25 protein-coding genes are annotated in these 25,193 nt (G+C 36.7%); 21 read left to right on the plus strand and 4 right to left on the minus strand.

The genetic code is table 11. The annotated features are described in order from the left end of the window. Window positions 1-30: 30 nt before the first annotated feature. The 16 genes from B9N79_RS15215 (at window position 31) to B9N79_RS15295 (ending at window position 15,497) form a co-directional block, all read left to right on the plus strand. On the plus strand, window positions 31-693 hold the full coding sequence (locus B9N79_RS15215; protein WP_085118660.1) for an HD domain-containing protein: 663 nt from the start codon (window positions 31-33) through the stop codon (window positions 691-693). Beyond that, window positions 674-2,554 (plus strand): ABC-F family ATP-binding cassette domain-containing protein, encoded by a 1,881-nt coding sequence (locus B9N79_RS15220; protein WP_046217459.1) that lies wholly within the window; start codon window positions 674-676, stop codon window positions 2,552-2,554. The genes B9N79_RS15215 and B9N79_RS15220 overlap by 20 nt, the downstream gene beginning before the upstream one ends. A 46-nt stretch (window positions 2,555-2,600) precedes the next feature. Then, window positions 2,601-3,722 (plus strand): conserved virulence factor C family protein, encoded by a 1,122-nt coding sequence (locus B9N79_RS15225; protein WP_040058179.1) that lies wholly within the window; start codon window positions 2,601-2,603, stop codon window positions 3,720-3,722. Between the two features lie 202 nt (window positions 3,723-3,924). Continuing rightward, on the plus strand, window positions 3,925-5,640 hold the full coding sequence (ilvD, locus tag B9N79_RS15230; RefSeq protein ID WP_046216796.1) for a dihydroxy-acid dehydratase: 1,716 nt from the start codon (window positions 3,925-3,927) through the stop codon (window positions 5,638-5,640). A gap of 142 nt (window positions 5,641-5,782) precedes the next feature. Continuing rightward, window positions 5,783-6,220, plus strand: a complete 438-nt coding sequence (locus B9N79_RS15235; RefSeq protein ID WP_019393178.1) for a BrxA/BrxB family bacilliredoxin — start codon at window positions 5,783-5,785, stop codon at window positions 6,218-6,220. A 64-nt stretch (window positions 6,221-6,284) separates the two neighbouring features. Then, on the plus strand, window positions 6,285-7,073 hold the full coding sequence (locus B9N79_RS15240; protein WP_085118663.1) for a class I SAM-dependent methyltransferase: 789 nt from the start codon (window positions 6,285-6,287) through the stop codon (window positions 7,071-7,073). Window positions 7,074-7,387: 314 nt separating this feature from the next. Continuing rightward, window positions 7,388-7,981, plus strand: coding sequence for a YpjP family protein (locus tag B9N79_RS15245; RefSeq protein ID WP_019393180.1), 594 nt, complete (start codon window positions 7,388-7,390; stop codon window positions 7,979-7,981). Between the two features lie 230 nt (window positions 7,982-8,211). Beyond that, window positions 8,212-9,114, plus strand: coding sequence for a formyltetrahydrofolate deformylase (gene purU / locus B9N79_RS15250; protein WP_026009624.1), 903 nt, complete (start codon window positions 8,212-8,214; stop codon window positions 9,112-9,114). Window positions 9,115-9,146: 32 nt separating this feature from the next. After that, complete coding sequence (locus B9N79_RS15255; protein ID WP_040058176.1) at window positions 9,147-9,941, plus strand: thymidylate synthase; 795 nt, start codon at window positions 9,147-9,149, stop codon at window positions 9,939-9,941. Beyond that, window positions 9,938-10,423, plus strand: coding sequence for a type 3 dihydrofolate reductase (gene folA / locus B9N79_RS15260; protein ID WP_046216797.1), 486 nt, complete (start codon window positions 9,938-9,940; stop codon window positions 10,421-10,423). The genes B9N79_RS15255 and folA overlap by 4 nt, the downstream gene beginning before the upstream one ends. Window positions 10,424-10,490: 67 nt before the next feature. Further along, window positions 10,491-11,234: a lysophospholipid acyltransferase family protein gene (locus B9N79_RS15265; RefSeq protein ID WP_019393184.1), complete on the plus strand. Its 744-nt coding sequence runs from the start codon at window positions 10,491-10,493 to the stop codon at window positions 11,232-11,234. Between the two features lie 440 nt (window positions 11,235-11,674). Continuing rightward, window positions 11,675-12,943 carry a threonine ammonia-lyase IlvA gene (ilvA, locus tag B9N79_RS15275; protein ID WP_019393186.1) on the plus strand — a complete coding sequence of 423 codons (1,269 nt, stop codon included), beginning with the start codon at window positions 11,675-11,677 and terminating at the stop codon, window positions 12,941-12,943. Between the two features lie 93 nt (window positions 12,944-13,036). Further along, the gene (locus tag B9N79_RS15280; RefSeq protein ID WP_019393187.1) at window positions 13,037-13,288 is read left to right on the plus strand and encodes a DUF2535 family protein; all 252 of its coding nucleotides are present in this window, start codon (window positions 13,037-13,039) and stop codon (window positions 13,286-13,288) included. Between the two features lie 85 nt (window positions 13,289-13,373). After that, entirely contained in the window at window positions 13,374-13,979 is a 606-nt protein-coding gene (locus B9N79_RS15285) for an SCO family protein (protein ID WP_019393188.1), read from the plus strand. Window positions 13,980-14,103: 124 nt separating this feature from the next. After that, window positions 14,104-14,925 carry an SGNH/GDSL hydrolase family protein gene (locus B9N79_RS15290; RefSeq protein ID WP_019393189.1) on the plus strand — a complete coding sequence of 274 codons (822 nt, stop codon included), beginning with the start codon at window positions 14,104-14,106 and terminating at the stop codon, window positions 14,923-14,925. Further along, the gene (locus B9N79_RS15295; RefSeq protein ID WP_019393190.1) at window positions 14,922-15,497 is read left to right on the plus strand and encodes a YpmS family protein; all 576 of its coding nucleotides are present in this window, start codon (window positions 14,922-14,924) and stop codon (window positions 15,495-15,497) included. The genes B9N79_RS15290 and B9N79_RS15295 overlap by 4 nt, the downstream gene beginning before the upstream one ends. 38 nt (window positions 15,498-15,535) lie before the next feature. Here B9N79_RS15295 and B9N79_RS15300 read toward each other — a convergent pair whose 3' ends face one another. After that, the gene (locus tag B9N79_RS15300) at window positions 15,536-16,279 is read right to left on the minus strand and encodes a DUF4397 domain-containing protein (RefSeq protein ID WP_040058173.1); all 744 of its coding nucleotides are present in this window, start codon (window positions 16,277-16,279) and stop codon (window positions 15,536-15,538) included. A gap of 189 nt (window positions 16,280-16,468) precedes the next feature. Between B9N79_RS15300 and B9N79_RS26185 the strand changes: the two genes are divergently transcribed. The 5 genes from B9N79_RS26185 to nagE all read left to right on the plus strand — a co-directional run bounded on the left by B9N79_RS26185 (window position 16,469) and on the right by nagE (window position 20,448). Beyond that, a complete protein-coding gene (locus tag B9N79_RS26185) occupies window positions 16,469-16,621 on the plus strand; it encodes a hypothetical protein (protein WP_019393192.1) in 153 nt (50 codons plus the stop codon). Beyond that, entirely contained in the window at window positions 16,611-16,928 is a 318-nt protein-coding gene (locus tag B9N79_RS15305; protein WP_040058172.1) for a hypothetical protein, read from the plus strand. The genes B9N79_RS26185 and B9N79_RS15305 overlap by 11 nt, the downstream gene beginning before the upstream one ends. A gap of 72 nt (window positions 16,929-17,000) precedes the next feature. Then, entirely contained in the window at window positions 17,001-17,129 is a 129-nt protein-coding gene (gene yjcZ / locus B9N79_RS15310; protein WP_108745545.1) for a sporulation protein YjcZ, read from the plus strand. Window positions 17,130-17,278: 149 nt separating this feature from the next. Continuing rightward, window positions 17,279-18,679, plus strand: coding sequence for an ATP-binding protein (locus tag B9N79_RS15315; RefSeq protein WP_019393195.1), 1,401 nt, complete (start codon window positions 17,279-17,281; stop codon window positions 18,677-18,679). 407 nt (window positions 18,680-19,086) lie between these two features. Next, window positions 19,087-20,448 (plus strand): N-acetylglucosamine-specific PTS transporter subunit IIBC, encoded by a 1,362-nt coding sequence (gene nagE / locus B9N79_RS15320; protein WP_019393196.1) that lies wholly within the window; start codon window positions 19,087-19,089, stop codon window positions 20,446-20,448. A gap of 30 nt (window positions 20,449-20,478) precedes the next feature. Here nagE and B9N79_RS15325 read toward each other — a convergent pair whose 3' ends face one another. From B9N79_RS15325 to B9N79_RS15335, 3 genes are read right to left on the minus strand one after another with little or no spacing between them, the layout of a single operon-like run. Then, a complete protein-coding gene (locus tag B9N79_RS15325; protein WP_040058171.1) occupies window positions 20,479-22,464 on the minus strand; it encodes an ABC transporter permease in 1,986 nt (661 codons plus the stop codon). A 19-nt stretch (window positions 22,465-22,483) separates the two neighbouring features. Next, the gene (locus B9N79_RS15330) at window positions 22,484-24,379 is read right to left on the minus strand and encodes an FtsX-like permease family protein (RefSeq protein WP_040058170.1); all 1,896 of its coding nucleotides are present in this window, start codon (window positions 24,377-24,379) and stop codon (window positions 22,484-22,486) included. Next, window positions 24,354-25,124, minus strand: coding sequence for an ABC transporter ATP-binding protein (locus B9N79_RS15335; RefSeq protein WP_040058169.1), 771 nt, complete (start codon window positions 25,122-25,124; stop codon window positions 24,354-24,356). The genes B9N79_RS15330 and B9N79_RS15335 overlap by 26 nt, the downstream gene beginning before the upstream one ends. Between the last annotated feature and the right edge of the window lie 69 nt (window positions 25,125-25,193).

The raw sequence follows: 25,193 nt of genomic DNA on the forward strand, positions 1-25,193 counted from the left end.
TAGGGGAGAAGAAAAGTACCGGAGGAGAAAATGAACGAACAAGAAAGAGTAAAAACGGTAGAAAAATTTGTATGCTCCGTGTTGAAAGATGATCGAACTGGTCACGATCTAGAACATGTTTTTCGCGTGAGACGGCTTTCTTTATACCTTGCTGTTCGTGAAGGAGGTAACCGGGAAATCATTGAGCTATCAGCACTCCTTCATGATTGTGCAGACCCAAAACTTGTTTCTTCAGAAGAGGAAGCATACAAGCGTATTGATGAGCTTCTTCGAGCTTGTGAGGTCCCTACGAATGATGTTAATCACATTATTCACATCATTAAAACCGTCTCTTTTAAAGGGGGGAACGAGGAGTCCCCTACTACAATAGAGGGGAAAATTGTTCAAGACGCAGATAGACTTGACGCTATTGGGGCGATTGGAATTGCAAGAGCGTTTACGTATGGAGGGGCCAAAGGTCATGTTTTGTTTAAAGAGGACGAGATGCCTAGAACAGCGATGACAGAAGATGAATATCGTCACAATCCGTCAAGCGTTATTGGACACTTTTATGAAAAACTTCTCCTTTTAAAAGGAAAGATGAACACCAAAAAGGCAGTTGAGCTTGCAACAGATCGTCATCGTTTTATGAGGACGTTTTTAGAGAAATTTAAGGAAGAATGGAATGGTACAAATGAAGATGCTAACAGTTGAAAACATGACAAAAACATATGGAGAAAAGCTTCTCTTTAACAATATAAGCTTTACAATTAGTGAACGTGAGCGCATTGGTATTATCGGTGTTAATGGAACAGGCAAATCAACGCTATTAAAAATTATTGCAGGCCTTGATACAGACGATCAAGGAGAAATCTCTCATTCAAAAGATTATACAATTAGTTATTTAGCACAGCATCCGGAAGTTAATGAGAATTTGACAGTTATTGAGCAAGTATTTACGAGCAGTACTCCAATGTTTGAGCTGCTGAAAAAGTATGATAAAGCTCTCTATGATCTTGAAAAGCATCCAGAAAATGAAGGACATCAAGAAAATCTTTATGCTCTTCAACAACGAATGGATGCAATGAATGCATGGGACACAAATGCAAATGTTCAAGCTATCTTATCTAAGCTTGGTATTCATGATGTTCGTCAAAAAATGGGCAACTTATCAGGAGGGCAAAAAAAGCGAGTAGCTCTTGCTCAATGCTTAATTGAAACGCCTGATTTACTCATTTTAGATGAGCCAACAAACCATCTTGATTATGAAGTTATTGGGTGGCTGCAAGATTATCTTGTACGATATAGCGGGGCTGTTTTACTTGTGACGCATGATCGCTATTTCCTTGATGGCGTTACAAACCGCATTTTTGAACTACATGAAGGAAATATATACACGTACACAGGAAACTATCAATCTTTTCTTGAAGGAAGAGCACAAAGAGAAGAAGAAGAGCGCCAAAGTCAGGCAAAGCTTCGCAATCTTTACCGCAATGAACTAGCTTGGATTAGACGTGGAGCTAAAGCACGTTCAACAAAGCAAAAAGCACGCATTCAGCGCTTTGAAGATATTGAAGGGCGTCTTGATCATAGCCAAGATGATAAACTTTCAATTAGTTTATCAGGAAGTAGACTTGGTAAAAAAGTAGTGGAGTTTACAGAAGTGAACAAATCCTTTGGAGATCGTTTGCTTATCAAAGATTTTTCTCATATTATTCAAAGAGGCGACCATATTGGTATTGTAGGATATAACGGAAGCGGTAAATCAACGCTTTTAAATATGATTGCAGGGAAAACTCAACCTGATCATGGGGAAATTGAGCAAGGCCAGACAGTGAAAGTTGCTTATTATACACAAGAAAGTGAAGAAATTGATCTTAGCCAGCGTATGATTGATTATGTAAAAGAGGGAGCGGAAGTTGTTCAAACAACAGATGGAAAAACTATTTCTGTTTCTCAAATGCTTGAACGTTTCTTATTCCCAACTCATACGCACGGCACACCAATTCGAAAGCTTTCAGGAGGAGAAAGACGTCGCCTTTACCTTCTTCGTCTTTTAATGACATCACCAAATGTCCTGCTACTTGATGAGCCGACAAACGATCTTGATACAGAAACACTTACAGTTCTTGAAGACTATATTGAAGAGTTTCCTGGCGTTGTTATTACTGTTTCACATGATCGCTACTTTTTAGATAAAATTGCGCACTACTTATTTGTTTTCAAAGGAGAAGGAGAAGTTTCGACATATCTTCGTTCATATAGTGAGCTTTTAGAAGAAAGTACAAAAAAGAAAACGGTTCAGAAACAAAAGCCAAAAGAAACGACTTCACAAGAGAAAAAGAAACGCCGCTTGTCTTACAATGAAAAACGAGAGTGGGCGGAGCTTGAAGAAAAAATACCTGAGCTTGAAACAGAGCTTGAAACTGTCGCAAGTGACCTTGCTGAAGTTGGCACAAATTATGAAAAAGCTCAAAAGCTTATGAACCGTGAACAGGAGTTGAATGAGCAACTTGAACAAGCAATTGAGCGCTGGGCAGAGCTTTCAGAGCTTATAGAAGAGCTGAACGGGTAAGTGTGTTACAATCCCCTTAAGAAGTAAAAAAAGGAGCAGTGGAAACATGAACATTAAGTCAATTGAACCTACACCAAGTCCAAACACGATGAAAGTCACGCTTGATAGTGAGCTTCCAGCTGGTAAAAGCAACAACTATAATGGGACAAACGTTGAGCAAGCACCAAAGATTATTCAAGATTTGATGGAAATTGATGGCGTGAAAGGCGTTTATCATGTAGCTGACTTTTTGGCAGTAGAGCGTAATGCAAAATTTGATTGGAAAGAAATCTTACCAAAAGTGCGTGCTTTATTTGGTGAAGAAGTAGAAGGTGAAGAAAAACAGGATAAAGTTGATGAGCATTTTGGTGAAGTGAACGTTTCTCTTCAACTTTTCAAAGGTATCCCCATGCAGATTAAGCTAACAGATGGAGAAACGGAAAAGCGTGAAGGTCTGCCAGCTCGATTCAAAGAAGCAGTTGTGAAGGCTCAGCGAGAAGATGACAACGTTGTACTTGAACGAAAATGGAAAGATCATGGAGTTCGCTATGGTGATCTTGAGGAAATCGCAAAGGAAGTTGCAAGTGAAATTGATGCTGCATATCCAGAGGAACGCTTAGAAGAACTTGTTAGCTCTTCACAAAAAGGAGAAACAAAATCAGCGGTTGTAGAACGTAAAAGCTATAAGGTTACGCTTGAAATGTTTGAAGATGAAGATTGGACAAAGCGCTATGCACATTTAGAACAGATGGATCCAACTATTGAAGATCTTCCTCTTTTAAACAAAGCATTAGAAGACAGCAAAGTGTCAATTCGACGTCTTGCTACAGTTTATCTTGGCATGATTGAAGAACAAAGCGTGCTTCCATATCTTGATAAAGCATTAAAAGACAAATCTGTAACGGTTAGAAGAACAGCAGCAGACTGTTTATCAGACTTAGGATTTGTAGAAGCTATGCCTGCAGCGATAGAGGCATTAGAAGATAAAAGTAAATTAGTTCGCTGGCGTGCAGCTATGTTTTTATATGAAGTTGGAGATGAAAGTGCCTTACCAGCTTTAAAAGCTGCTGAAGATGATCCGGAATTTGAAGTCAGTATGCAAATCAAACTTGCTATTGAGCGTATTCAAGGTGGGGAAGAAGCAAAAGGTTCTGTTTGGAAGCAAATGACAGAAGCGCGTAAACGCTAGAGAGTAAAGGGGAGTTCCCCTTTACTTTTTTTATTATATAAAAATAATAAAGCGCTTCCGTAAGAGGATAGAAAAGAATGGAATGAACTGTTTTATATTAACAGAAAAATTATATAAAATAAAAAATTGAGAATATTATTGCAATCACTCTTAAAAAGTACTATATTATTTAACAATAACAATTGATTTGGGGGACATTGTAGTGAAAAAAGATTTAAGAATTAAAAGTAAAGTGATTAGTGACGATGTGAAAAAGGCACCTAACCGTGCCATGCTTCGTGCGGTTGGTTTTAAAGATGAAGATTTTAAAAAACCAATGATTGGGATTGCTAGTACGTGGAGTGAAGTAACGCCATGTAACATTCACATTGATGATTTGGCAGTTGAGGCAAAGAAAGGAGCTCGTGAAGCTGGAGGTGCTCCAATGATCTTTAATACCATTACTGTTTCCGATGGAATTTCAATGGGAACAGACGGTATGAGATATTCTCTTTCAAGTCGTGAAGTAATTGCTGATTCTATTGAAACTGTAATTGGGGCTGAAAACCTAGATGGCTACGTTGCAATTGGAGGATGTGATAAAAACATTCCAGGCTGTATGATCTCAATTGCACGTACAGACGTACCAGCTGTTTTTGTATACGGAGGAACGATTGCTCCTGGAAAACATAATGGAAAAGACATTGACATTGTTTCTGTTTTTGAAGGAATTGGTCAATACAATAAAGGTGATATTGACGGAAAAGAACTAAACAAAATTGAATGTAATGCATGTCCTGGATCTGGTTCATGTGGTGGTATGTATACAGCAAATACAATGGCATCTGCTGTTGAAGCTCTTGGAATGAGCTTACCTGGAAGTTCTTCAAACCCAGCAGAGTCGAAAGAAAAGTCAGAAGATTGCTATAAAGCAGGACAAGCTGTTTATAACTTGCTTGAAAAAGGCATATATCCAAAAGATATTATGACAAAAGAAGCATTTGAAAATGCGATTACAGTTGTAATGGCGCTTGGTGGTTCTACAAATGCTGTACTTCACCTTCTTGCAATTTCTCATTCTGTTGGGGTTGATTTAACAATCGAAGACTTTGATCGTATTCAAAAGAAAGTACCACATATTGCAGACTTAAAGCCAAGTGGAAGATACGTGATGCAAGATCTTCACAACATTGGTGGGATACCAGCTGTTATGAAAATGCTATATAAAGCAGGTTATCTTCACGGAGATTGCTTAACGGTAACAGGAAAAACGCTTGCTGAAAACTTAGAGGAAGCACAAGATCTAGCAGAAGGACAGGACATTATCGTTCCTCTTGATCAGCCGCTACGAAAAGACGGCCCACTTATTATCTTAAAAGGAAATCTTGCTCCAAGTGGTGCTGTGGCAAAAATGTGCGGAGTAAAGGTAAAAGTCCATACAGGCCCTGCGAAAGTATATGATTCAGAAGCAGAAGCAACAAAAGCAATTGTAGATGATGAAATTAAGGAAGGCGATGTTTTAGTTATTCGCCATGTCGGACCAAAAGGCGGACCAGGGATGCCTGAGATGCTTTCCATTTCTTCAATGCTCGTTGGAAAAGGACTTGGAGAAAAAGTAGCGCTTCTAACAGACGGGCGTTTCTCAGGTGGAACACATGGACTTGTTGTAGGGCACATTGCGCCTGAAGCACAAGTTGGAGGCCCAATTGCTTTGCTGCAAACAGGTGATGAAGTCACAATTGATTCTATTGCTCAGACCGTATCAATGAACGTTTCAGAGCAAGAATTAAAAGCACGCCGTGATGCTTGGACACCAAAACCCCTTCATACAAAAGGCGTATTAGGGAAATATGCACACCTTGTATCATGCTCATCAGAAGGAGCTGTAACAGATAAATTTGAAAAAACAGCAAAAAAAGAGACAACTTTTTCAAAATAATATAAGGAAGAAACCTTGGCACTGCTGAGGTTTCTTTTTGAAATGAATAGTAAAAATATTGTCGAATTTAGCGCAAGCTCGTTGATTTTTTGCCCTCTTTTATAGTATGCTGTTACCGTCAAGGAATAAGGAGGAATGAATTATGTCAATGGCATATGAAGAATATATGCGTCAACTTGTCAAGCCGATGCGTGAGGAGCTTGTTCGGGCAGGTTTTAGTGAATTGACAACAGCTGAAGAAGTAGAAGACTTTATGGAGCATGTTGAAGGAACAACGCTTGTTGTTGTAAACTCTGTTTGTGGATGTGCAGCAGGTCTTGCTCGTCCAGCTGCTACGCAAGCTGTTTTGTATAGTGAAGTAAAGCCAGATCATCTTGTAACGGTTTTTGCAGGACAAGATAAAGAGGCAACAGCTAAAATGAGAGAATATTTTACAGATATTGAGCCTTCTTCTCCATCAATGGCGGTGCTAAAAGGAAAAGAAGTTGTTCATTTTATTCCTCGTCATAACATTGAAGATCATGCGCTTGAAAGCATTATGGAAAATATTATTACAGGACTAAATACACATTGTAAGTAAGCGGGAAAGAGTGTCTAGTGACACTCTTTTTTGACGTTCAAAATACATGTAAGGGACGAAAGAGATGATTGTGACAACTGCTGGACGAACAAATCAAGAGATGATTGAACGGGCTTATAAGATCTCAAAGGTCCTTAAAGTTCCGTTTGAAGAACGAAGAAAGCGCTCGATATCAAAGCTTAGAGACGAGAGGGATTGTAACATTCTCGTCGTTGGAAAAGAAAGACTTGAGCTTTTTTATAAAGAGAGTAGTGAACCTTTTTTCTTTCATCCTAATTCAGCCATGTTTCGTGCAAAACGTTGGATAAAAGGAGAGAGGGATCCATTTTTGGAGGCTGTAAATCTTAAAGAAGGAGATTCATTCTTAGACTGTACGCTTGGCCTTGCCTCTGACAGTACTATGGCAAGTCTTGCTGTTGGAGAAAGAGGAAAAGTCGTTGGAACAGAAGGCAATCGCTATGTTGCTTACATTGTAAAAGAAGGATTAAAAAGCTGGGAAACATCTATTGCTGAATTGAACCTTGCAATGAAAAGAATAGAAGTAATCGCAGAAGAAAGCGAAAAGTATTTGATTTCCTGTGAAGATAAGTCGTTTGACGTTGTGTATTTTGACCCGATGTTTCATCAAACTGTGGAAGAATCAGCAGGAATTGAAAGTCTTCGTCCGCTCGCTCTTCACCATCCTGTGACAAAAAAGATGGTGAAGGAAGCGTGCCGAGTTGCAAGAAAAAGAGTTGTTTTAAAAGATCATTTCAGAAGCCCTCTTTTTAATACTTTAAATTTTGATGTTCATAAACGAAAAACGGCTCTTTTCCACTATAGTGTAAAAAACCTACTCAAAATTGAGCTTTAATCAAAAAGTGTAAGGGTAATATTATAGACGAGAACAATACACAATGAAATGACAAGAATAATATCCACTTCATTCATCTCCTTTTTACATAGCATTTCACAAAAGAACTCTTTTTAAAAAAAATGAAACTTTTAGCCTAATTCAACCGTTATATGAAAAAGTAGAAATATTGCAAAGATTTTAAGAGAGTTTTCACCTTCATTACTTTTGTTAAAAATCTGAAAAGTTTAGGAGACTCTTTTTAAAAAATGATAAAATAAAGAAAAAGTATGTTCGGAGTAGTGGTGCATGTCGTAAAGAGGGGGAGAAAGTGTATGCCAAGATGGTTGCGAAAGACGTTTATTGTGTTAATTACGGTGTTTACGTTTGGCCTTGTTAGTCCGCCAGATTACTTGTATATAGACGATGTAAAAGCGGACAAGCCTGAAAAGCAAAGTTATATTGAAGATGTAGCAATTCCATATAGTGAAGAAACCTCTTATTCTTATAGTCCACCTCTTTCAAAAGAAGACTTTGTAACAAATGCTTTAGCTGAAGCAGAAAGTCAGTCATTTCAAAAGTTTGGAACCAAAATTTCACCTGTTATTGAAGAGGAATTTAGAGAAGCAATTCTACCAAAGATTGAAGAGGCTTTAACAGAGGTATCAGAACAAGCTGACGAAGTAGAGTTGTCCAACTTAGGAATTACCGAGTCTCCTTCTGGAGGATATGGAGAAAAAATTTTTAATGTATATAATCGGGAAACAGGAGAAGATATCATTCGTTTTCACGTTAGAAGAGATCATCCGCCAAAAGACGGGTATTGGTTTAACTTTCATTATCATAAAAGTGAAGACGGCTTTCAGAAACATTATGATTTAGGGAAAATTTATTGGAATCAAAATATGCCGCCAAAATGGCTAAATTAAACATCGAAGAAGCGTCGTAGAAATACGAACGCTTTTTTTATTGCGCCCTTTTTACCTTATCTTTTTCATAGAAAAAGAAAAAGCGGTATGCTACACTAAAATCTATATTAAATGGCTTTTGAAAAAGGTTAAAAAATAAGATAAAATAAACGTGCTCTTGGAATCAAAAGGATATTCAGTTTTTACATATGTTGAAGAAACAAAAATGGATGGAGAAGTGAGGAAGAAAGATGAACAGTTATCGCCAAAAAAAATTCGAATATGTAACACATAGATATCAAAATAGAGGAAGACTGCTTATTAGTTGTAACGACAAACCAGGGATTGTCGCAAAAGTGTCTCAGTGGCTTTTCGAGTGTAAAGCAAACATTGTTGAATCAAATCAATATTCAACAAGTCATACTGATGGTCTTTTTTTTATGAGAATAGAGTTTGAATGCCCTGATTTTCAAAAGCGTTACAGCGAACTTAAGAAGTCATTTCATGAAGTTGCTTCATCTTTTGAAATGGACTGGCAGCTACAATCAGCTTCAAATCGCAAAAAGACAGCGATCTTTGTTTCTAAAGAAGATCACTGCTTACAGGAACTTCTTTGGAACTACGAGCGAGGAGAGCTTTATACAGATATAGCGATGGTTGTTAGTAACCATGAAACAATGCGAGAGTTCGTAGAAAGCAAAGGCATTCCTTTTCACTATATTCCAGTTACAAAAGAAACAAAGCCAGAAGCAGAAAAAGCACAGCTTGAACTTTTAGAAAGCAACGAAATTGATTTTGTGATTTTAGCTCGCTATATGCAAATTTTATCTTCTGATTTTGTCATAAGACATCCGAATCGCGTTATGAATATTCATCATTCTTTTTTACCTGCATTCGTTGGAGCAAAACCATATGAACGTGCATATGAGCGCGGTGTAAAGCTTATTGGGGCAACGGCTCATTATGTAACAGATGAGCTTGATCAAGGTCCGATTGTTGAGCAAGATATTGAGCGAGTTGACCACCGTGATTCCATAGAAGAACTAAAAAGAATTGGTCGTTCTGTTGAGAAAAGCGTTTTAGCTCGCGGTGTAAAATGGCATTTAGAAGATCGTATTCTTGTTTATGGAAATAAAACGATCGTTTTTGATTAATGATAAGAAGTAAGTGAGAGGAAGGGATCAAAGTGAAACAATATTTAGATTTATGTCAACACATTTTAAACAACGGTACGAAAAAAGAGGATCGAACAGGAACGGGAACAATCAGTACGTTCGGTTATCAAATGCGCTTTGATCTTAAAGAAGGTTTTCCACTTGTAACAACAAAAAAGCTTCATGTAAAGTCTATTATTCATGAGCTTCTTTGGTTTTTAGCAGGAGACACAAATGTTGCCTATTTGCAGGAGAACGGAGTAAGAATCTGGAATGAATGGGCAGATGAAAAAGGGGAGCTTGGTCCTGTATATGGACATCAATGGCGCTCATGGCCGACATCAAACGGAGAAAGCATTGACCAGATTTCAAATCTCATAAAACAGATTAAAGAAACACCAGATTCACGTCGTCTTATCGTAAGCGCCTGGAACGTAGCTGATATCGAGAATATGGCGCTTCCTCCATGTCACTGCCTGTTTCAGTTTTATGTAGCAGATGGTAAACTATCTTGCCAGCTTTATCAGCGTTCTGCTGACGTGTTCTTAGGTGTCCCGTTTAATATTGCGTCATATGCTCTTTTAACAATGATGATTGCCCAGGCGTGTGATCTAGAAATAGGAGAATTTATTCATACGCTCGGTGATGCACACATTTATACAAATCACATTGAACAAGTAAAGCTGCAACTTACACGTGAAGAGCGTTCGCTGCCAAAAATGAAAATTAATAAAGACGTTAAGAACATCTTTGATTTTACGTATGACGATTTTGAGCTTGTTGGATATGATCCACATCCGCATATAAAAGGAGCTGTTAGCGTATGATTTCTTTCATCGTTGCAATGGATGACAATAATCTGATTGGAAAAGATAATGCTTTACCATGGCATCTTCCTGCTGACCTTGCTTATTTTAAAAAGGTGACAACAAATCATACAATTGTAATGGGAAGAAAAACATATGAGTCGATTGGTAGACCTCTTCCAAAACGGAAGAACGTTGTGTTAACGCACAGTACATCATTCCAAGAAGAAGGTGTAACGGTTATTCATTCATTGGACGAGCTGAAAGAAATGGCAAACCATTCGAATGAGGAGCTGTTTATTATCGGAGGAGCTCGTCTTTATGAACAGCTACTGCCTGTTGCAGATCGTTTGTATGTTACCCACATTCGTGCTACGTTTGATGGAGATACACATTTTCCTGTATTTTCAAAAGAAGAATGGAAGATAATAGATTCTAAAGAGCATAAAAAAGATGAAAAAAATGCTTATGATTATGAATTTGTTGTCTATGAACGAAGCTAGCATTACACTTCTCGGATGAAAATAGGACGAGAAAGAGGGAAAACCAGCTTTTAAAGGGGGTTCCAACATGATTCGTACAATTTATATTGGTGGTTATTCACTTTCTTCTCTTTTTTTTAGTTTATCTGAGCTAAATCGTGTTCGAAATCTTCCACCTTTAATGTCGCCTGCAAAACGGGACAAGGAAGTGCATGATAAACCAAAAAAATGGGGACGTAGAGTTATTGAATTAACTGGATCCAAAGTAGAAGTAAACAAAAAAGAGAGGCTGTTGGATGAGCCTGTATTATTTGTTAGTAACTATCAAGGCCCATACGATATTCCAGCTCTTTTAGGCTATATTCAAAAGCCTTTTGGTTTCTTCTCAAAGCAAAAGTTTGAAAACTATCCGCTATGGAATCAATGGATGAACTCTATGCATTGCGTCCTTATGGATCGCAATGATAGTGCAAGAATGAAAGAAGCTTATCGCACAGGAATTCATTTATTAACACAAGGTCATTCACTGCTTGTATTTGCTGAACATAAAGAAAAAGGTTCCAAGGATTTGCATCATCTTAACGGAGAAGACCTTTCAATGGCAGTAGAAGCTGGGGTGCCCATTGTGCCAGTTTCTATTGATGGAACGAAAGAAATTGATGAGCAAGGAACATTTCGCATTCGTCCGAGTACGCTGTCTGTTCATATTGGTTCCCCAATAAGGGAGCATTTAGATGATACTATCACAAAACCGCAGTTGATTAAAAAAGTAGAAGAAGCCCTTCAAGGTGGCCTTCTAAAAGAGGACGCAGAAAAAGAGGATCAATCATGATCCTCTTTTTTTTATTGCAAATGCGTCTCTTCTTCGTATTTATCAAGCTCTTTCATCATATGATGAAAAGAATCTGAGTCTACAAAATCATCTTCATGCTAATGAACTGAAACCTAAGCTATAAGCTGGACTATTAAAAACTTCTCCGCTTGTATCTTCTTTTCGAACCATATAACAATCATTTTCATCATCAAGCGTTCCTAAACAAGGGATCGCACTTTCTTTATTTTTAGGGTGAATTCCATCTGCAATCTCCTTCTCACTTTTCTATTAAAAAGGGAGTTCTTCCTTAATATAAGAAGTTTTAATAGGATTATCTGTTAGTTTATGTAATTTTCATATAGTGAAATGATGAAATTTATAAAATATAGTGATTTTTCTTAATTTTTTGTGCTATAATGTACAAATTAAAAAGGGAATGAAAAGGAAGGAAGTTGATTATGAGCCAGCAAGTAGAAACAAAGAAAAACATTCATCTTGAGGATGTGTTGATCGCTCATCAAACAATTAAAGATGTTGTGGAACATACGCCTCTTCAAAAAAGTGATCTTTTATCAGAGCGCTATGAATGTGAAGTTTATTTAAAAAGAGAAGATTTACAAAACGTCCGTTCCTTTAAAATTCGCGGAGCTTATAATAAAATCAAAAAGCTATCAAAAAAAGAACGAGAAAACGGCATTGTTTGTGCAAGCGCAGGAAACCATGCGCAAGGAGTTGCATATGCCTGTCAACATTTAAAAATCGACGGAAAGATTTTTATGCCTGCCACAACTCCTAAACAAAAGATTAATCGGGTTACATTTTTAGGAAAAGAATTTGTAGAAGTTGTCTTAACGGGCGACACATTTGATGATGCTTATGCTAAAGCGGCAGAGTGTGGTGTAGAAGAAGGAAGAACGTTCATTCATCCGTTTGATGATCCTGATGTCATTGCAGGACAAGGAACAGTTGCAGTTGAAATGCTAAATGATACAGAGAAAGATTTTGATTACGTTTTTGCAAGCATTGGTGGAGGAGGGCTTATCTCAGGAATCGGTACCTACATTAAAAGCGTTTCTCCTCAAACACGAATTGTCGGTGTAGAACCTGCAGGGGCTCCTTCAATGCATGAAGCTCTAAAAAAAGGAAGTGTTCAAACGCTTCAGCATATTGACGGATTCGTAGACGGAGCAGCAGTAAAAACGGTAGGCTGTTTGCCATTTCATATCTGTCAGCAAGTTATTGATGACATTGTAGTTGTGCCAGAGGGAAAAGTTTGTACAACAATTCTATCTCTTTACAATGAAAATGCTATTGTAGCAGAGCCTGCAGGAGCGCTCTCAATCGCAGCTCTTGATGCGTATAAAGATCAAATTAAAGGAAAAACCATTGTTTGTATCGTAAGTGGCGGGAACAACGATATTGGACGCATGCAGGAAATTAAGGAACGTTCAAAGCTTTACGAAGGACTTCAACACTATTTTATTGTAAATTTTCCACAGCGTGCAGGGGCCCTTCGAGAATTCCTTGATGAAGTATTAGGGCCAACAGACGATATTACAAGATTTGAATATACGAAAAAAAATAACCGTGAAAGCGGACCAGCGTTTGTGGGGATTGAAGTGAAGCATAAAGAAGACTATTTTCCTCTTATTGAACGTATGAATCAAAAAGCTTTTCCATTTACAGAGATTAATAAAGATAGTCAGCTTTTCCATCTATTTGTCTAAAAAAAAATTAATGAAGCGTCATAATATGACATGATTTTACGTTAAAGGGAAGTTATAATAGAGAAAAACGGGTGAAAAAGAGGGCTGATCTGCTTGTTATTTAAAAGTTTGGAATTTAAGCTTGCAAATGGACAAAAAGTAAAGGTTATTGAAATTCCGGTTGTGCCACATCATCATCCACTTTCGTTTATGATTTCGGTTCATTTTGAATCATTCGTCAAAATGATTGAAAGAAAAGAAATCCGAAAAGAACTCTATTCATTTAAGGAATATATGAAAAAACATTGTAAATGGACAACATATGAGCAAATCTTTTTAACAGTTCCTTTAAAACATAATGCTTAAAAAAAGAAGAACGGGCTACAATGACCGTTCTTCTTTTTTTCTAAAATATGAAAACGTTTTTTAATATTTTTAGGAGGGATTGGAGATGAAAAGAAAAAGCTTTTTATGGTTAGTATGCTCTCTTTTTTTATTGACAGCATGTGGAGAGAAGAAAGAAGAAAGTAAGGCAGAAACAAAAGAAGAACAGCAATTATCAGACCCAATTGCTGATTTTACATACGAAAACCAAAATGGTGAACCATTTTCATCACAAAGCTTAGATGGAAAAGTGTGGATAGCGAACTTTATCTTTACAAGCTGTACAACTGTCTGTCCGCCAATGACGTCTCATATGGCAAAACTTCAAGAGAAAGCAAAAGAGCAAGGAGCAGATGTGGAATTTGTCTCTTTCACAGTTGATCCAACTGTTGATAGCAGTGAGAAACTGAAAGAATTTAGTGAAGGATTTGAGGCAAATAGCGATAATTGGCAATTTCTCACAGGGTATTCTCAAGAAGAGATTGAAACATTCGCAAGAGAGAATTTTTATATGAATGTTCAAAAGCCGAGTTCAGGAGATCAAGTGATTCATGGAACAACATTTTTTCTTTTAAATCAAAAAGGTCAAATTGTAAAGGACTATGATGGGGTGTCTAATGTTCCTTATGAGGATATTATTCATGAAGCAAAGGAATTAGAAGAAACGTCCTGATAAAACCAACCGACCCCTTTAGTAGGGGGAAGATAGGTTGGTTTTTTTTTGTATGATTTTTTAGTTTTAAAGAATATGATATGATAATACATTAGAGACATCTAGTAACAGGGGTGAACATAGGATGAAAAAAATAGGTCTTATTTTTCTTATTCTCTTTTTGTCAGCTTGTTCTGCTTCACCTCCAACTCAAAATGAGGAAGAGTCCAAAGAAGTGTCAACAAAACAAGGAAAAGATATATTTCCTGCAAATGTGAACATGGTTGCAATTGGTGATTCCTTAACAAAAGGAGTTGGCGATTCAACGAAGGAAGAAGGCTATGTAACACGCGTTGCTTCAGAAATTGAAAAACAGCCTTCTGTTGGAAAAGTAAAAGTGAGCAACTTTGGGAAAACAGGAAATCGTACAGATCAGCTTCTTAAAAGGTTAGATTATGAAAATATCAAATCAAGCCTTGAAGATGCGGACATTATCTTTGTCACAATTGGTGGCAATGATATGATGAAAGTTATGCGAGATCATTATGATAATATTACGTTCAAAACGTATAAAAAAGAGCAGAGAAAGTATGAAAAAAGACTACAAAAAGTAATGAAAAAGATGCGCAGTATTAACGAGGATGCTCCAATTTACCTTATTGGATTTTACAATCCGTTTTTAAATACGCTTAGTGATTTAAAAGAGATCGATACTGTTGTAGCAGAATGGAATAGTTCAAGTGAACGAATGGCATCTCAATACGAAGGGATAACATATATTGAAGTTGCTGATATTTTCACAAGTACAAATGAAAACTTATTATCAAATGACTATTTTCATCCAAACACAAAAGGGTATAAATTAATTGCAGACAGAATTAGCGAGCGCGTTTTTCTTGAAAACATAGATGATGAAAAACTGGTGTTCGCCAATCCAACATATAGAGGAGAGGACAAAGCAGGATGAAAAAATGGAAGACGCTTTTCTTTAGTTTACTTTGCTTAAATATTATTTTAGTTCTAGTTGCTGTAGTAGCTATTTTTCAGCCAATTGAACAGCGACAGGCTCCTTCAAAAGAAGAGATAAACGGTATAGAGCTCGGAGTTGTAGGAGATAAGAAAAACTTGAACGCGCTTATTGATAAGTATTTGAAACAAGAGTTTGCTAGTGATGCGTTAGCATATAATGTTGTTTTAAATGATGAAGTTGAAGTGTATGGAAAAATCGTCGCTTTTGGCCGTGACGTTGATATTAAAATGACATTTGCACCTATTGTCCAGAAAAACGGTAACCTTGTTCTTGAACAAACAGGTCTTTCCGTCGGGGCGTTACCATTACCAGTTGAGACAGTCTTGAAGTATGTGAATAATCATTTCCCAATGCCTGAGTGGGTAAGTATTAATCCGAAAAAAGAATCTATTTATGTTGCTCTAAATCAAATGGAGCTTGAAAATGGTTTCCGAGTAAAAGCTGAGAAATTCGACTTAAAAAATGACGAAATATCAATTAAACTTATTGATCCAACTGTTCAACCGTAAAAAAGAGCCTTCTAACGAGAAGGCTCTTTTTTATTGAGCTAATCTTGTGTAACTAAAGCTTCAAGAGAAGGATTTCCATTTACAAGTCCAACTCCGTATACCGTATAGGTGCGGTCTGGACGAAGACGAAGCGGTGGGATTTTTAATAAAACTTCTTTTGTTCCACTTTTTCTCAGCTCAAGGTTCACTTCCATTGGAGTTAATGCTAAATAGCTTGTAGCCTCTTTAAAAGATACATTCGGGAAAACAACGTCTCCACGCACTGCTGCAACATCAATGGAAGGAGCGTTTGGAGAAAGATGAATAAAGCGCAGCTTTGCTTCTCCTTTTGGTACTGTGTCATCATCTTTTATAGCGAGCAGTGATAAATTAGTAGGTTCTCCAGCTGCAATAATTGTATATTGCATATCTTTTTGTATTTCTCTTTCTGCACTAAGAAGAGGTCGAGCTGTTTCACCTGCTTTGTACAGATCAATTCTATACCGCCCACCTTCTCTTAGTTCAATATAATCTGTTTCTTGCTTAAAGATTAAGTTTGGGATTGTTTTCCGTCCATTAAGGTATACATCAAGGGAAGGAGCACCTGGAGAAGCGTGAAGAATACGGATTCTTGTTCCTTGTCTATTACGCATATTTGATAATGAATAGGAAAGCTTTGTAGCATATTTAAAATGTTTTTGGTAGTAAGCAATGTGTAAAGAAGGATCTCTGTATTTATAGTACTGAGCTAATAAATCGTACATAGCCGCTTTTTGAGCATAGTGCTGCTGTTTATTATTCAAGACTTTGTCCTCCTCAAAGCAAAATTTTTACGTAGCAAGTTTATGCAAGAAAAGAAGGAAAAATGCTACGTATCCTGTTTTTAAAGCTTATTTATGAATAACCTTTAAGGCGATAGGCGCATATAATGGTGTACGGAGAACCCGAAAGTAAAAAGATACTCGCTATACTGAAAAGTAAGGAGTGAGAGGATGAAACATTTCTATGTTAAAACGTTTCGCTTCATGTTAGGAGGCATTATCCTCCTGTCGTGTTTAACATACTTTACGGAAAATGCAGTGGAGAATTCGCCTTCTAAAGCGAAGCACACTATAACGTTTGAGGTGGAGAACAATGGAGAATAAGAAGAAAGTTTTTACTGCCTACCGTTATATTCTTGTTCTATATACAATTTGTTTTACACTGTTTTTATTAGCTCTTTTGCCTCTTCTAGCCGGCTATGACGTGAGCGTTGTAAATAGCAACACATCTGCTTTTAAAGGATCACTTGTTGTCACAGAATACGTAAATGGAGAGCATCATTACTTGTATGAAATTCCTTATATTGGTTATGTTGTAGGCTATGTAAAAAGTATGATCGTTCCTATTCTTTCTCTTTCCTTGTTTCTCTTTTTTCTTACTCTTTTGTTCAATGATAAGGAGAAAAAATAGGCAAATGCACAAACTATTTTTATAAGAAAACATAAGCTGTTTTGGTAAATGAAAATGAGGAGGAATAGAGAGATGGATGATCCGTATGAAAACTGTGGCTATTACTATCCATATAGCGGGGGCTGTGAAAGCTTTAACTTCGCAACCATTGTAGTACTCTTTATTTTGTTAATCATTATTGGAGCGGTTTGTTTCCATTAATAATAAAGTAAACGGGGAGGATGAGGATCCGGCCCGTTTACTTTATAGAAGAAAAAGAGAAAAACTTTCAAATAAATGTTGAAAAACCATATAAATCTCTTATTTTCCATACTATACTAGTGATACATAAGCAAAACGAAGGTGGATTTATGGATAATTTAATATTATTAAAAGAAGCTTTTAAGAAGAGCGTTGTGCCAACTTTGATTATCGACCAAAGCGGGACATGTATTTTTGCAAATGATGAAGCAGAAAAGCTTCTCGATGTTGAAAAGGAAAAGAAGCGTTCTTTTTTCTTTTACTTCACGGCTTTATTCAATTTGTCATTAGCACAATTATTAACCTTGTTAAAAGAAACCATTGAAAAGACAATAAGAGTTCAACACATTTCAAATTTAGAGTACGATATGACGATAAAGCCGATTAAGACGAGTAAAAGTATGTATCAGCTTATTCAGTTTAATGAAGTGTCATTGTCTCTAGAAAAGCAGGATGCTGTTTTAAGAGAGTTGAATCAGTACAAACGCTTTATTGAAGAAAGTCAAGATGCTTTTCTAGTTGTAGTGGATGAAAAAGTGCGCTATGTAAATCCGGCAGCTATTCGACTTTTAGGTGGAAGGAGTAAGTATGAATATATTGGGAAAGAGCTGCTGACGTTCATTCATGAAGACGATATTAGGTTTGTGAAAAAACGAATGGATGCCATCATGCAAGGTAAGCCGTTTAGACCAAGAGTAGAAGTGAAAATCCTAGCTAACAAAGGCGTAAAATTTATTGAATCATCCGTAACTAAAATGGAGTTTCAAGGAAAGCCTGCTATCCAATATTTTATGCGTGATATTACGAATCGAAAGAAATATGATGAGATGGCAAGAACCTCTGAGAAATTAACAATGGTAAGCAAACTAGCCGCTGGAGTAGCGCATGAGATTCGCAATCCCATGACAGCTGTTAAAGGGTTTATTCAGCTTTTAAAAGTATCTAAAGAATATAATGAGGAATATAGCGAAATTATGATTGCTGAAATTGAACGAATTGAGGTTATTATTGAAGAATTTTTAACGCTCGCAAAATCAAAAAAGGAAACTGCTTATAAACCTAAACAGCTATGTCGTATTTTACAGCATGTCGCTCTGTTACTTAACACACATGCAAGCTATCGAGATTGTCAAATTACAACAGATCTTACAGCGGTAGATGCATGGATTTACTGTGAGGAGAATGCTTTAAAACAAGTATTTATTAACGTTATCCAGAATGCAATTGAATCAATGACGAGAGGAACCGTTCATATCTCTTTAAAAACAGAAGGGAGCTTGGCCGTTGTTGAGATTACGGATGAAGGTTGTGGGATGGAGGAAAGTGTTTTACAAAAGATCGGTGAACCTTTCTTTTCTACAAAAGAAACCGGGACAGGTTTAGGATTAATGATTAGCTACAAAATCATTGAACAACATAAAGGAAAAATGACGTTTACAAGTAAAATAGGTGTAGGAACAAAAGTGAAAATTACGCTTCCAATTGTTTTAAATTGTGAAAAAGAGTCTTAGAGGGCTCTTTTTTTAACGTCTGACATAATGTTTTGCACATAGGCTAACATTGTTTCTCCCTTTTAATATAGAGACAAAGATGTTGTTATCTTTCAACTTGATGACTATCCTAAGCTTTCTAGTATCTATAATATTACAATTATATGGAATATAATTTATCAAATAAATTGATGTTCTAAAAGATAATATATTCAAACAAATGAAATAGAAGCAGCCCAATGGCATATTAAAGAAGAAAGTTCCGTATTATTTATGGAAAGATGAAGAGGGTTTGAAGCTGGGTATTCACTATATCAAGGATATCGTTAGTAATTCAAGGTTGAGGTAGCCAGAAAATTGTTATTCACATCTTTCTTTACTAGAAGATGTGATCATAAATAAAAAAGGTGGATATGGGGGGAATCAAAATGTTAGGCTTCTTACAAAGAATAGGAAAAGCACTTATGCTTCCGATTGCTGTGCTTCCAGCAGCAGCTCTGCTGCTTCGCTTAGGGAAGGAAGATATGTTAGATATCCCGTTTATGGAAGCTTCAGGTGATGCCATAATGGCACAGCTTCCGCTTATTTTTGCTATTGGGGTTGCTATTGGACTAGCAAAAGACAGCAATGGAGCAGCGGCTCTTGCGGGAGCGATTGGCTATTTTGTGCTTGTAGGGGGAACCCAAGCCATTGACAAGCATAACGATATGGCTGTTTTTGCAGGTCTTATTGCTGGAACAGTTGCAGGTCTATTATATAATCGTTATCACGATATTCAACTGCCACAGTGGCTCGGATTTTTTGGTGGAAAGCGGTTTGTTCCTATTATAACGGCTGGATCTATGCTTGTACTCGCAGGGATTTTTGGGTACGTGTGGCCGCCAATCCAAAGTTTTATTGATGGAATTGGGCAGTATCTCATTGATTTAGGTGCTCTTGGTGCAGGGATTTATGGTGTGTTAAATCGCTTACTTATTCCAGTTGGTCTTCATCATATTTTAAATAATATTGTTTGGTTTTTATTTGGTGAATATAACGGTGAACGCGGGGATATTGCTCGCTTCTTTGCAGGAGATCCAACAGCAGGCACGTTTATGACAGGGTTTTTCCCTATTATGATGTTTGGATTACCAGCAGCTGCACTTGCGATGATTGCAGCAGCCAAAAAAGAGCGTCGCAAGCTTGTAACAGGAATGCTTGTAAGTCTAGCTCTTACGTCTTTCTTAACAGGTGTGACAGAACCAATTGAGTTTCTTTTCATGTTTTTAGCTCCTGTTTTATATGTTGTACACGCTCTATTAACAGGATTATCGATGTATATTACGGTAAGCTTAGACATTCATGATGGATTTGGATTTTCCGCGGGTGCTATTGATTATCTGCTGAATTATAATATTGCGCAAAAGCCTTTGCTTCTTCTAGGTGTTGGTGTTATTTATGGTATTTTGTATTTCATTATTTTTTATGCTGTGATTAAGAAATTTGATCTTAAAACACCAGGTCGTGAAGATGAAGTTGTAGAAGAAGTGCATCATAATGGAGAAGGAAAGTATGAAAAGGCAGCAGAGCAGTATATTGCAGGTCTTGGAGGCGTTTCAAATATTGAGGAGCTTGATAACTGTGTTACAAGGCTTCGCTTGAAAATAAAAGATACATCATTCATTCAAGAAGAAGTATTAAAAAAAGCAGGAGCAAAAGGAGTAATAAAACTAAATGAACGAGATGTTCAAGTTGTCATTGGAACAGACGTTGAATTTGTCGCAAATGAGATTCGTAGAAAACTGGAATAGAAGAAAGCCGCTTAAATATGAGCGGCTTTTTTAGATGAGTGATTGCTTAATTTTCTTAAGATAGCGAGTTCGAATGACTGTAAAATAGCAAGCCTGTAAAATGAAAAAGCTAATAAGGACAGTAATGACTCCTTTTAAAATTGAGAGAGCAAAGAAATCTTGCAGAGCAGCAAAAGCAACAGTACTATGAATAGTCGCCACAAGAAGAGGAATGAAAAAGAGTAAAAGGAGCTGTTTTGTTACAATATTGCTTAGTTCTTTTTCCGTTAAACCAACTTTGGCAACTGTTGCATATTGGCGTTTATCGTAGTCTAAATCAGCATAAAGACGAAAATAAAGGAAACTTCCGGCTGCAATAAAGAAGACAGCACCAACGAGGAGAGAAACAAACAGAAGCATGTTTGTTATTTTCATTTGTTCAGCATAAGGCTCTCCACTAACGGCTATGGAATAGCTCTTGTTTGGATTGTAGGTGACAATTCCATTGTCTCCAGCTAAACGGGGTAGGAGTCCCGCCGTTTCTTTCCACTCTCGAACGTTGAATCCTGTGAACGTTTCAGTGTTTCCTTTTGAAAGTAGGCGTTTATATACAGCATCATTTACAATAAGAGTATCTGAAGCCATGATATCAGGAGGAAACAAAATGTGTTCTGCTTTATCTTTAATATGCATTACAGGTTCTCCAGGGATTCTATACTCATCCTTTTGCAAAAAATTCATATAGCTCTCATCCATAAACGTTTTAGTGAGCGTATTTGCTGGAGGGATGAGTACTTCATTTTCGTTTAGATGCGACAAAGGCGAAACATGATTGCCAGCTCCTTCTACATACTTTATATAATTTGAGCGAGAAATAAAGGCAAGGGGACGATTTTCACTTACACCGTTTCTTTGAATAGAAGCTCCTGCTGATATGTTCGCCTCTTTTGTTTCAACTTTTCCTTGAAGGATGAGAATTGGTATGGAGAATGTCGTATAGCCCAAGTTTTTTTCTTTAAGCGCTTGTTTAATTTCCTCAATATGTTTTTGCTCTGTTTGATGTTCACCATTTGCTATATAGCTAATCGCATATGGGTAATCTTGTTCGATTTGCTCTGCGAACGTATTAAAAGAAGCGAGCGTACCGATAGCACATATTGAAACCGTTGAGACGATTGTTACCATAAAGAACATACGGGCATTGTCCTTGAGACGGTAAGCAAGACTTGCGATTGTGATTATATTCGTTTTCTTGAAAAAAAGGTACTTTCGCTTTTTAGTAAGATTAAGGATACAAATACTTGTTTGACGAAAGAAAAAATATGTACCAATAATCGTAAGAATGACGGCAGGAAAGAAGCGTTTTAAAACAGCTAATCCGCCTTCTGCCGTTAGCGATAAATAGTAGGCTGTAATAAGGCATGCTAAGCCAATAAGAGAAAGAACAATTGAGTTTTTTGGCTCTTCTTTTACTTTTTGAGATTCCTGAAAAAGATCAAGAAGTTTTTTCGTTCGAATCGTTAAGCTAGTAATCAATGAAATAACAAAAAATAATCCTAAGAAAGAAAAAATGGTTAAGAAAAAGGCTTTTGATGCAAAGTAGAATGGGATATTTGTTATTCCAACAGCTTTTGCCCCCATCATTAAAAATAGTTTTGCAGTTAAAAGCCCAAATAAAAGCCCTGTTACAATTGCCCCGATGCCAATGAGCATATTCTCTAAAAAGACCATTTGATTAAGCTGATGACGCGACATGCCGTGCAACATTAAAATCCCAAATTCACGTTTTCGGGTTTTTAAAAATGCGCTCATTGAGTAGAGCACAAAAAAGAATGAAAAAAGGAAAATGATATATTCCGCAGCTTTCATTGCATCGATGGCTGCTCCTACAGTAATACTCTGTTGAATATAGGGATTAAAAATGAATAGGGCGTACACAAAGAAAATCATAACGGAAAAAGCGCTGCTTAAAAAGTAAGCCGCATATGTTCTTATGTTTCTAGTAACGTTTTTGTAAGCGAACTGACGAAAAGTCAAGAGGTATCTCCTCCTTGAATTATAAAAGCTTTGTTTTGAGTATTTTTAAATATTGTGTTCGAATAAGTAGAAAATAAGCAATTTGAGCTGCTAAGAAGCTTAATAGAACAAGAATCATATTTTGAGCAATTGAAATAGAAAATAAGCTTTGGAGAGCTTTAAAAGCAAACAAGCTGTGAGAGACAGCGAGCATGAAAGGGACAAAGAAAAGCAAGAGAAGTTGTTTTGTAACAATCGTACGCAACTCTTGATCTGTTAGCCCAATTCTTGCAATTGTATTGTATTGCCTTATGTCGTAATCTAAATCCGCATAGAGCCTGAAGTATAAGAAGCTTCCGGACGCAATGAAAAACACGGCTCCAACAAGCAAAGCTACAAAGAACATTGTATTGAAAATTTGCTTTTGAGAAGCTAACACTGTTCCTCCAACAGCCAGTGCATAGGATTTATTATCGCTCGATGAAACAAGGCCGGTATGACTAATATTTGCCCCAATATCGTTTGTTTTGGAGAAGCTTTCTGTATTCCAGCCAACATATGTTTCAGTCTTAGAGGGAGAAAGTTTTTCATAAAGTTCATCACTTACGATCACACCTTGACTTGGCAAAAGGGTGTTTGGCAACATAATGTGGCTAGCCACATCTTTAATAGATAAGAAACCATGGTTTTCTCCCTTAAGCGAATATGTTTGTGCTGTAAACTGTTTTTCATCCCAGAGGGTTGTTGGGAGAAGGTAAGCCTCGCCATTTTTTAACGTTCGAATCGTTTCTGTCTTTCCTGTTTCCTTCAAAAACTTTTGATATTGGGAAAATGAAATATATAAAACTTCTTCTCCTACCGTTGTTTTTACATAGCGAATAGGGAAAGTCATTTTGCTATACGATACGTTGTTTTGTTGTAAGCCATTTTCAATATCCTCCACATGTTTTTCTTCCAACGTATTATTCTTTTTTGAAATATAGTTTATAGCTACTGGATAACTTTTTTCTACTTCTTGGTTTAATACATTAAACGAAGAAAATGCTCCAATTGCACAAAAAGAAACGGTGGAAACAATAGTAACAAGAAAAAATATCCGAGCATTATCTTTCAGTCGATAAGCAAGATTTGCGATCGACACGATATTTGTTTTTTGCAAAAAAAGCGTGCGTTTTTTTCGTGAAATCTTAAGAACAAAAACGCTCAGTTGTGTATAGAAAAAATAGGTACCAACAATCGTCATCATAATAACCGGAAGCATTCTAATGACAATATCTCCGCCTTTTGTTGTAAAAGCTAAGAAATAAGAAGAAAAGAGCAGAAGCGCACATAAAAGAGAAAGTAAAACAGATGCTTTTGGTTCTTTTTTTGGTTTTTGCACTGCTTGAAAAAGGTCAATAAGTTTATTTACTCTAAGTGTAAAAAGAGTAAATATTGATACAGCTGCAAACAAACATAAAAAGGAAAAAGAGGTTAAACTGACAGCCTTCCATGATAAATAAAAAGGAAGCTCCTCGATACCAAGTATACGGCTCCCCATCAGTAACAAGAGTTTCTCGAACAGAAGTCCGCACGCTATTCCGGTTATAATCGCAAAAATACCAATGAGCATATTTTCTAAAAAAATGAGTTGATATAGTTGCTGTTTAGACATACCGTGCATCATTAAAATGCCAAACTCTCTCTTTCTCGTTTTTAAAAAGGTGCTAACTGAATAGAGTACAAAGAAAAACGAGAAAATGTACATAATATATTCAGAGATTGTCATCGCTTGAACGGCGACCCCTACAACAAGACCGGTTTTAATATGGGGATTAAAAATAAACAGCGCATACATGAAGAAAATCATAACGGAAAAAGCGCTGCTTAAAAAATAAGCTCCATACGTTCGTTTGTTTCGGGTTACATTTTTATAAGCGAACTGTTGAAAGGTCATGTGTGTCGCCTCCTAAAAGAGAAAGCATATCAATAATTTTTTGAAAGAATGCTTGTCTATTTTCTCCTTTGTAGATTTCGTTATAAAATTTTCCGTCTTTAATAAAAATAACGCGATCACAGTAGCTTGCAGCAACAGCATCATGAGTTACCATCATCGTTGTGGCACCTTCTTCAATGTTAATAGCAGACAATGTTTCCATCACATCTTTGGATGATTTAGAGTCCAAATTACCTGTTGGTTCATCTGCTAATACGAGAGACGGAGTATGAATAATTGCTCTAGCAATGGCGGTTCTTTGCATTTGTCCTCCTGAGATTTCATAGACACGCTTTTTTAAAATGCTATCAATTCCAAGCTTTTTTGAAACAGAACCAAGTTTCTTTTCCATTTCTTTTATTTTCACGCCATCCAGTGTTAATGGAAGAATAATATTTTCTTCAACTGTTAACGTATCAAGTAGATTGAAGTATTGAAAAACAAATCCAAGCTCACGGCGTCTAAAAAGAGCCGTATTTCGTTTGTTTAAAGAATGAGGATTTTTTCCTCCAATAAATATTTCTCCTGATGTGGGCTTATCAATTGTGGCAATCATGTTTAAAAGGGTTGTTTTTCCACTTCCAGACGGTCCCATAATGCCCACAAATTCACCTTTTTCAATCGAAAAGTTGATGTTATCTAGCGCTTTATATGAGATTTTCCCTTCGTATATTTTCGTTAGATGCCTAACATTTAAAATAGCCATCGTAAGCACTCCTTTTTGTTTGATAGTTTTATTGTAAAAGAGAGGGGGATATGTTGCTATGTTGCTTTC

The organism is Priestia filamentosa, from assembly GCF_900177535.1.
GTDB lineage: Bacteria > Bacillota > Bacilli > Bacillales > Bacillaceae_H > Bacillus_I > Bacillus_I filamentosa.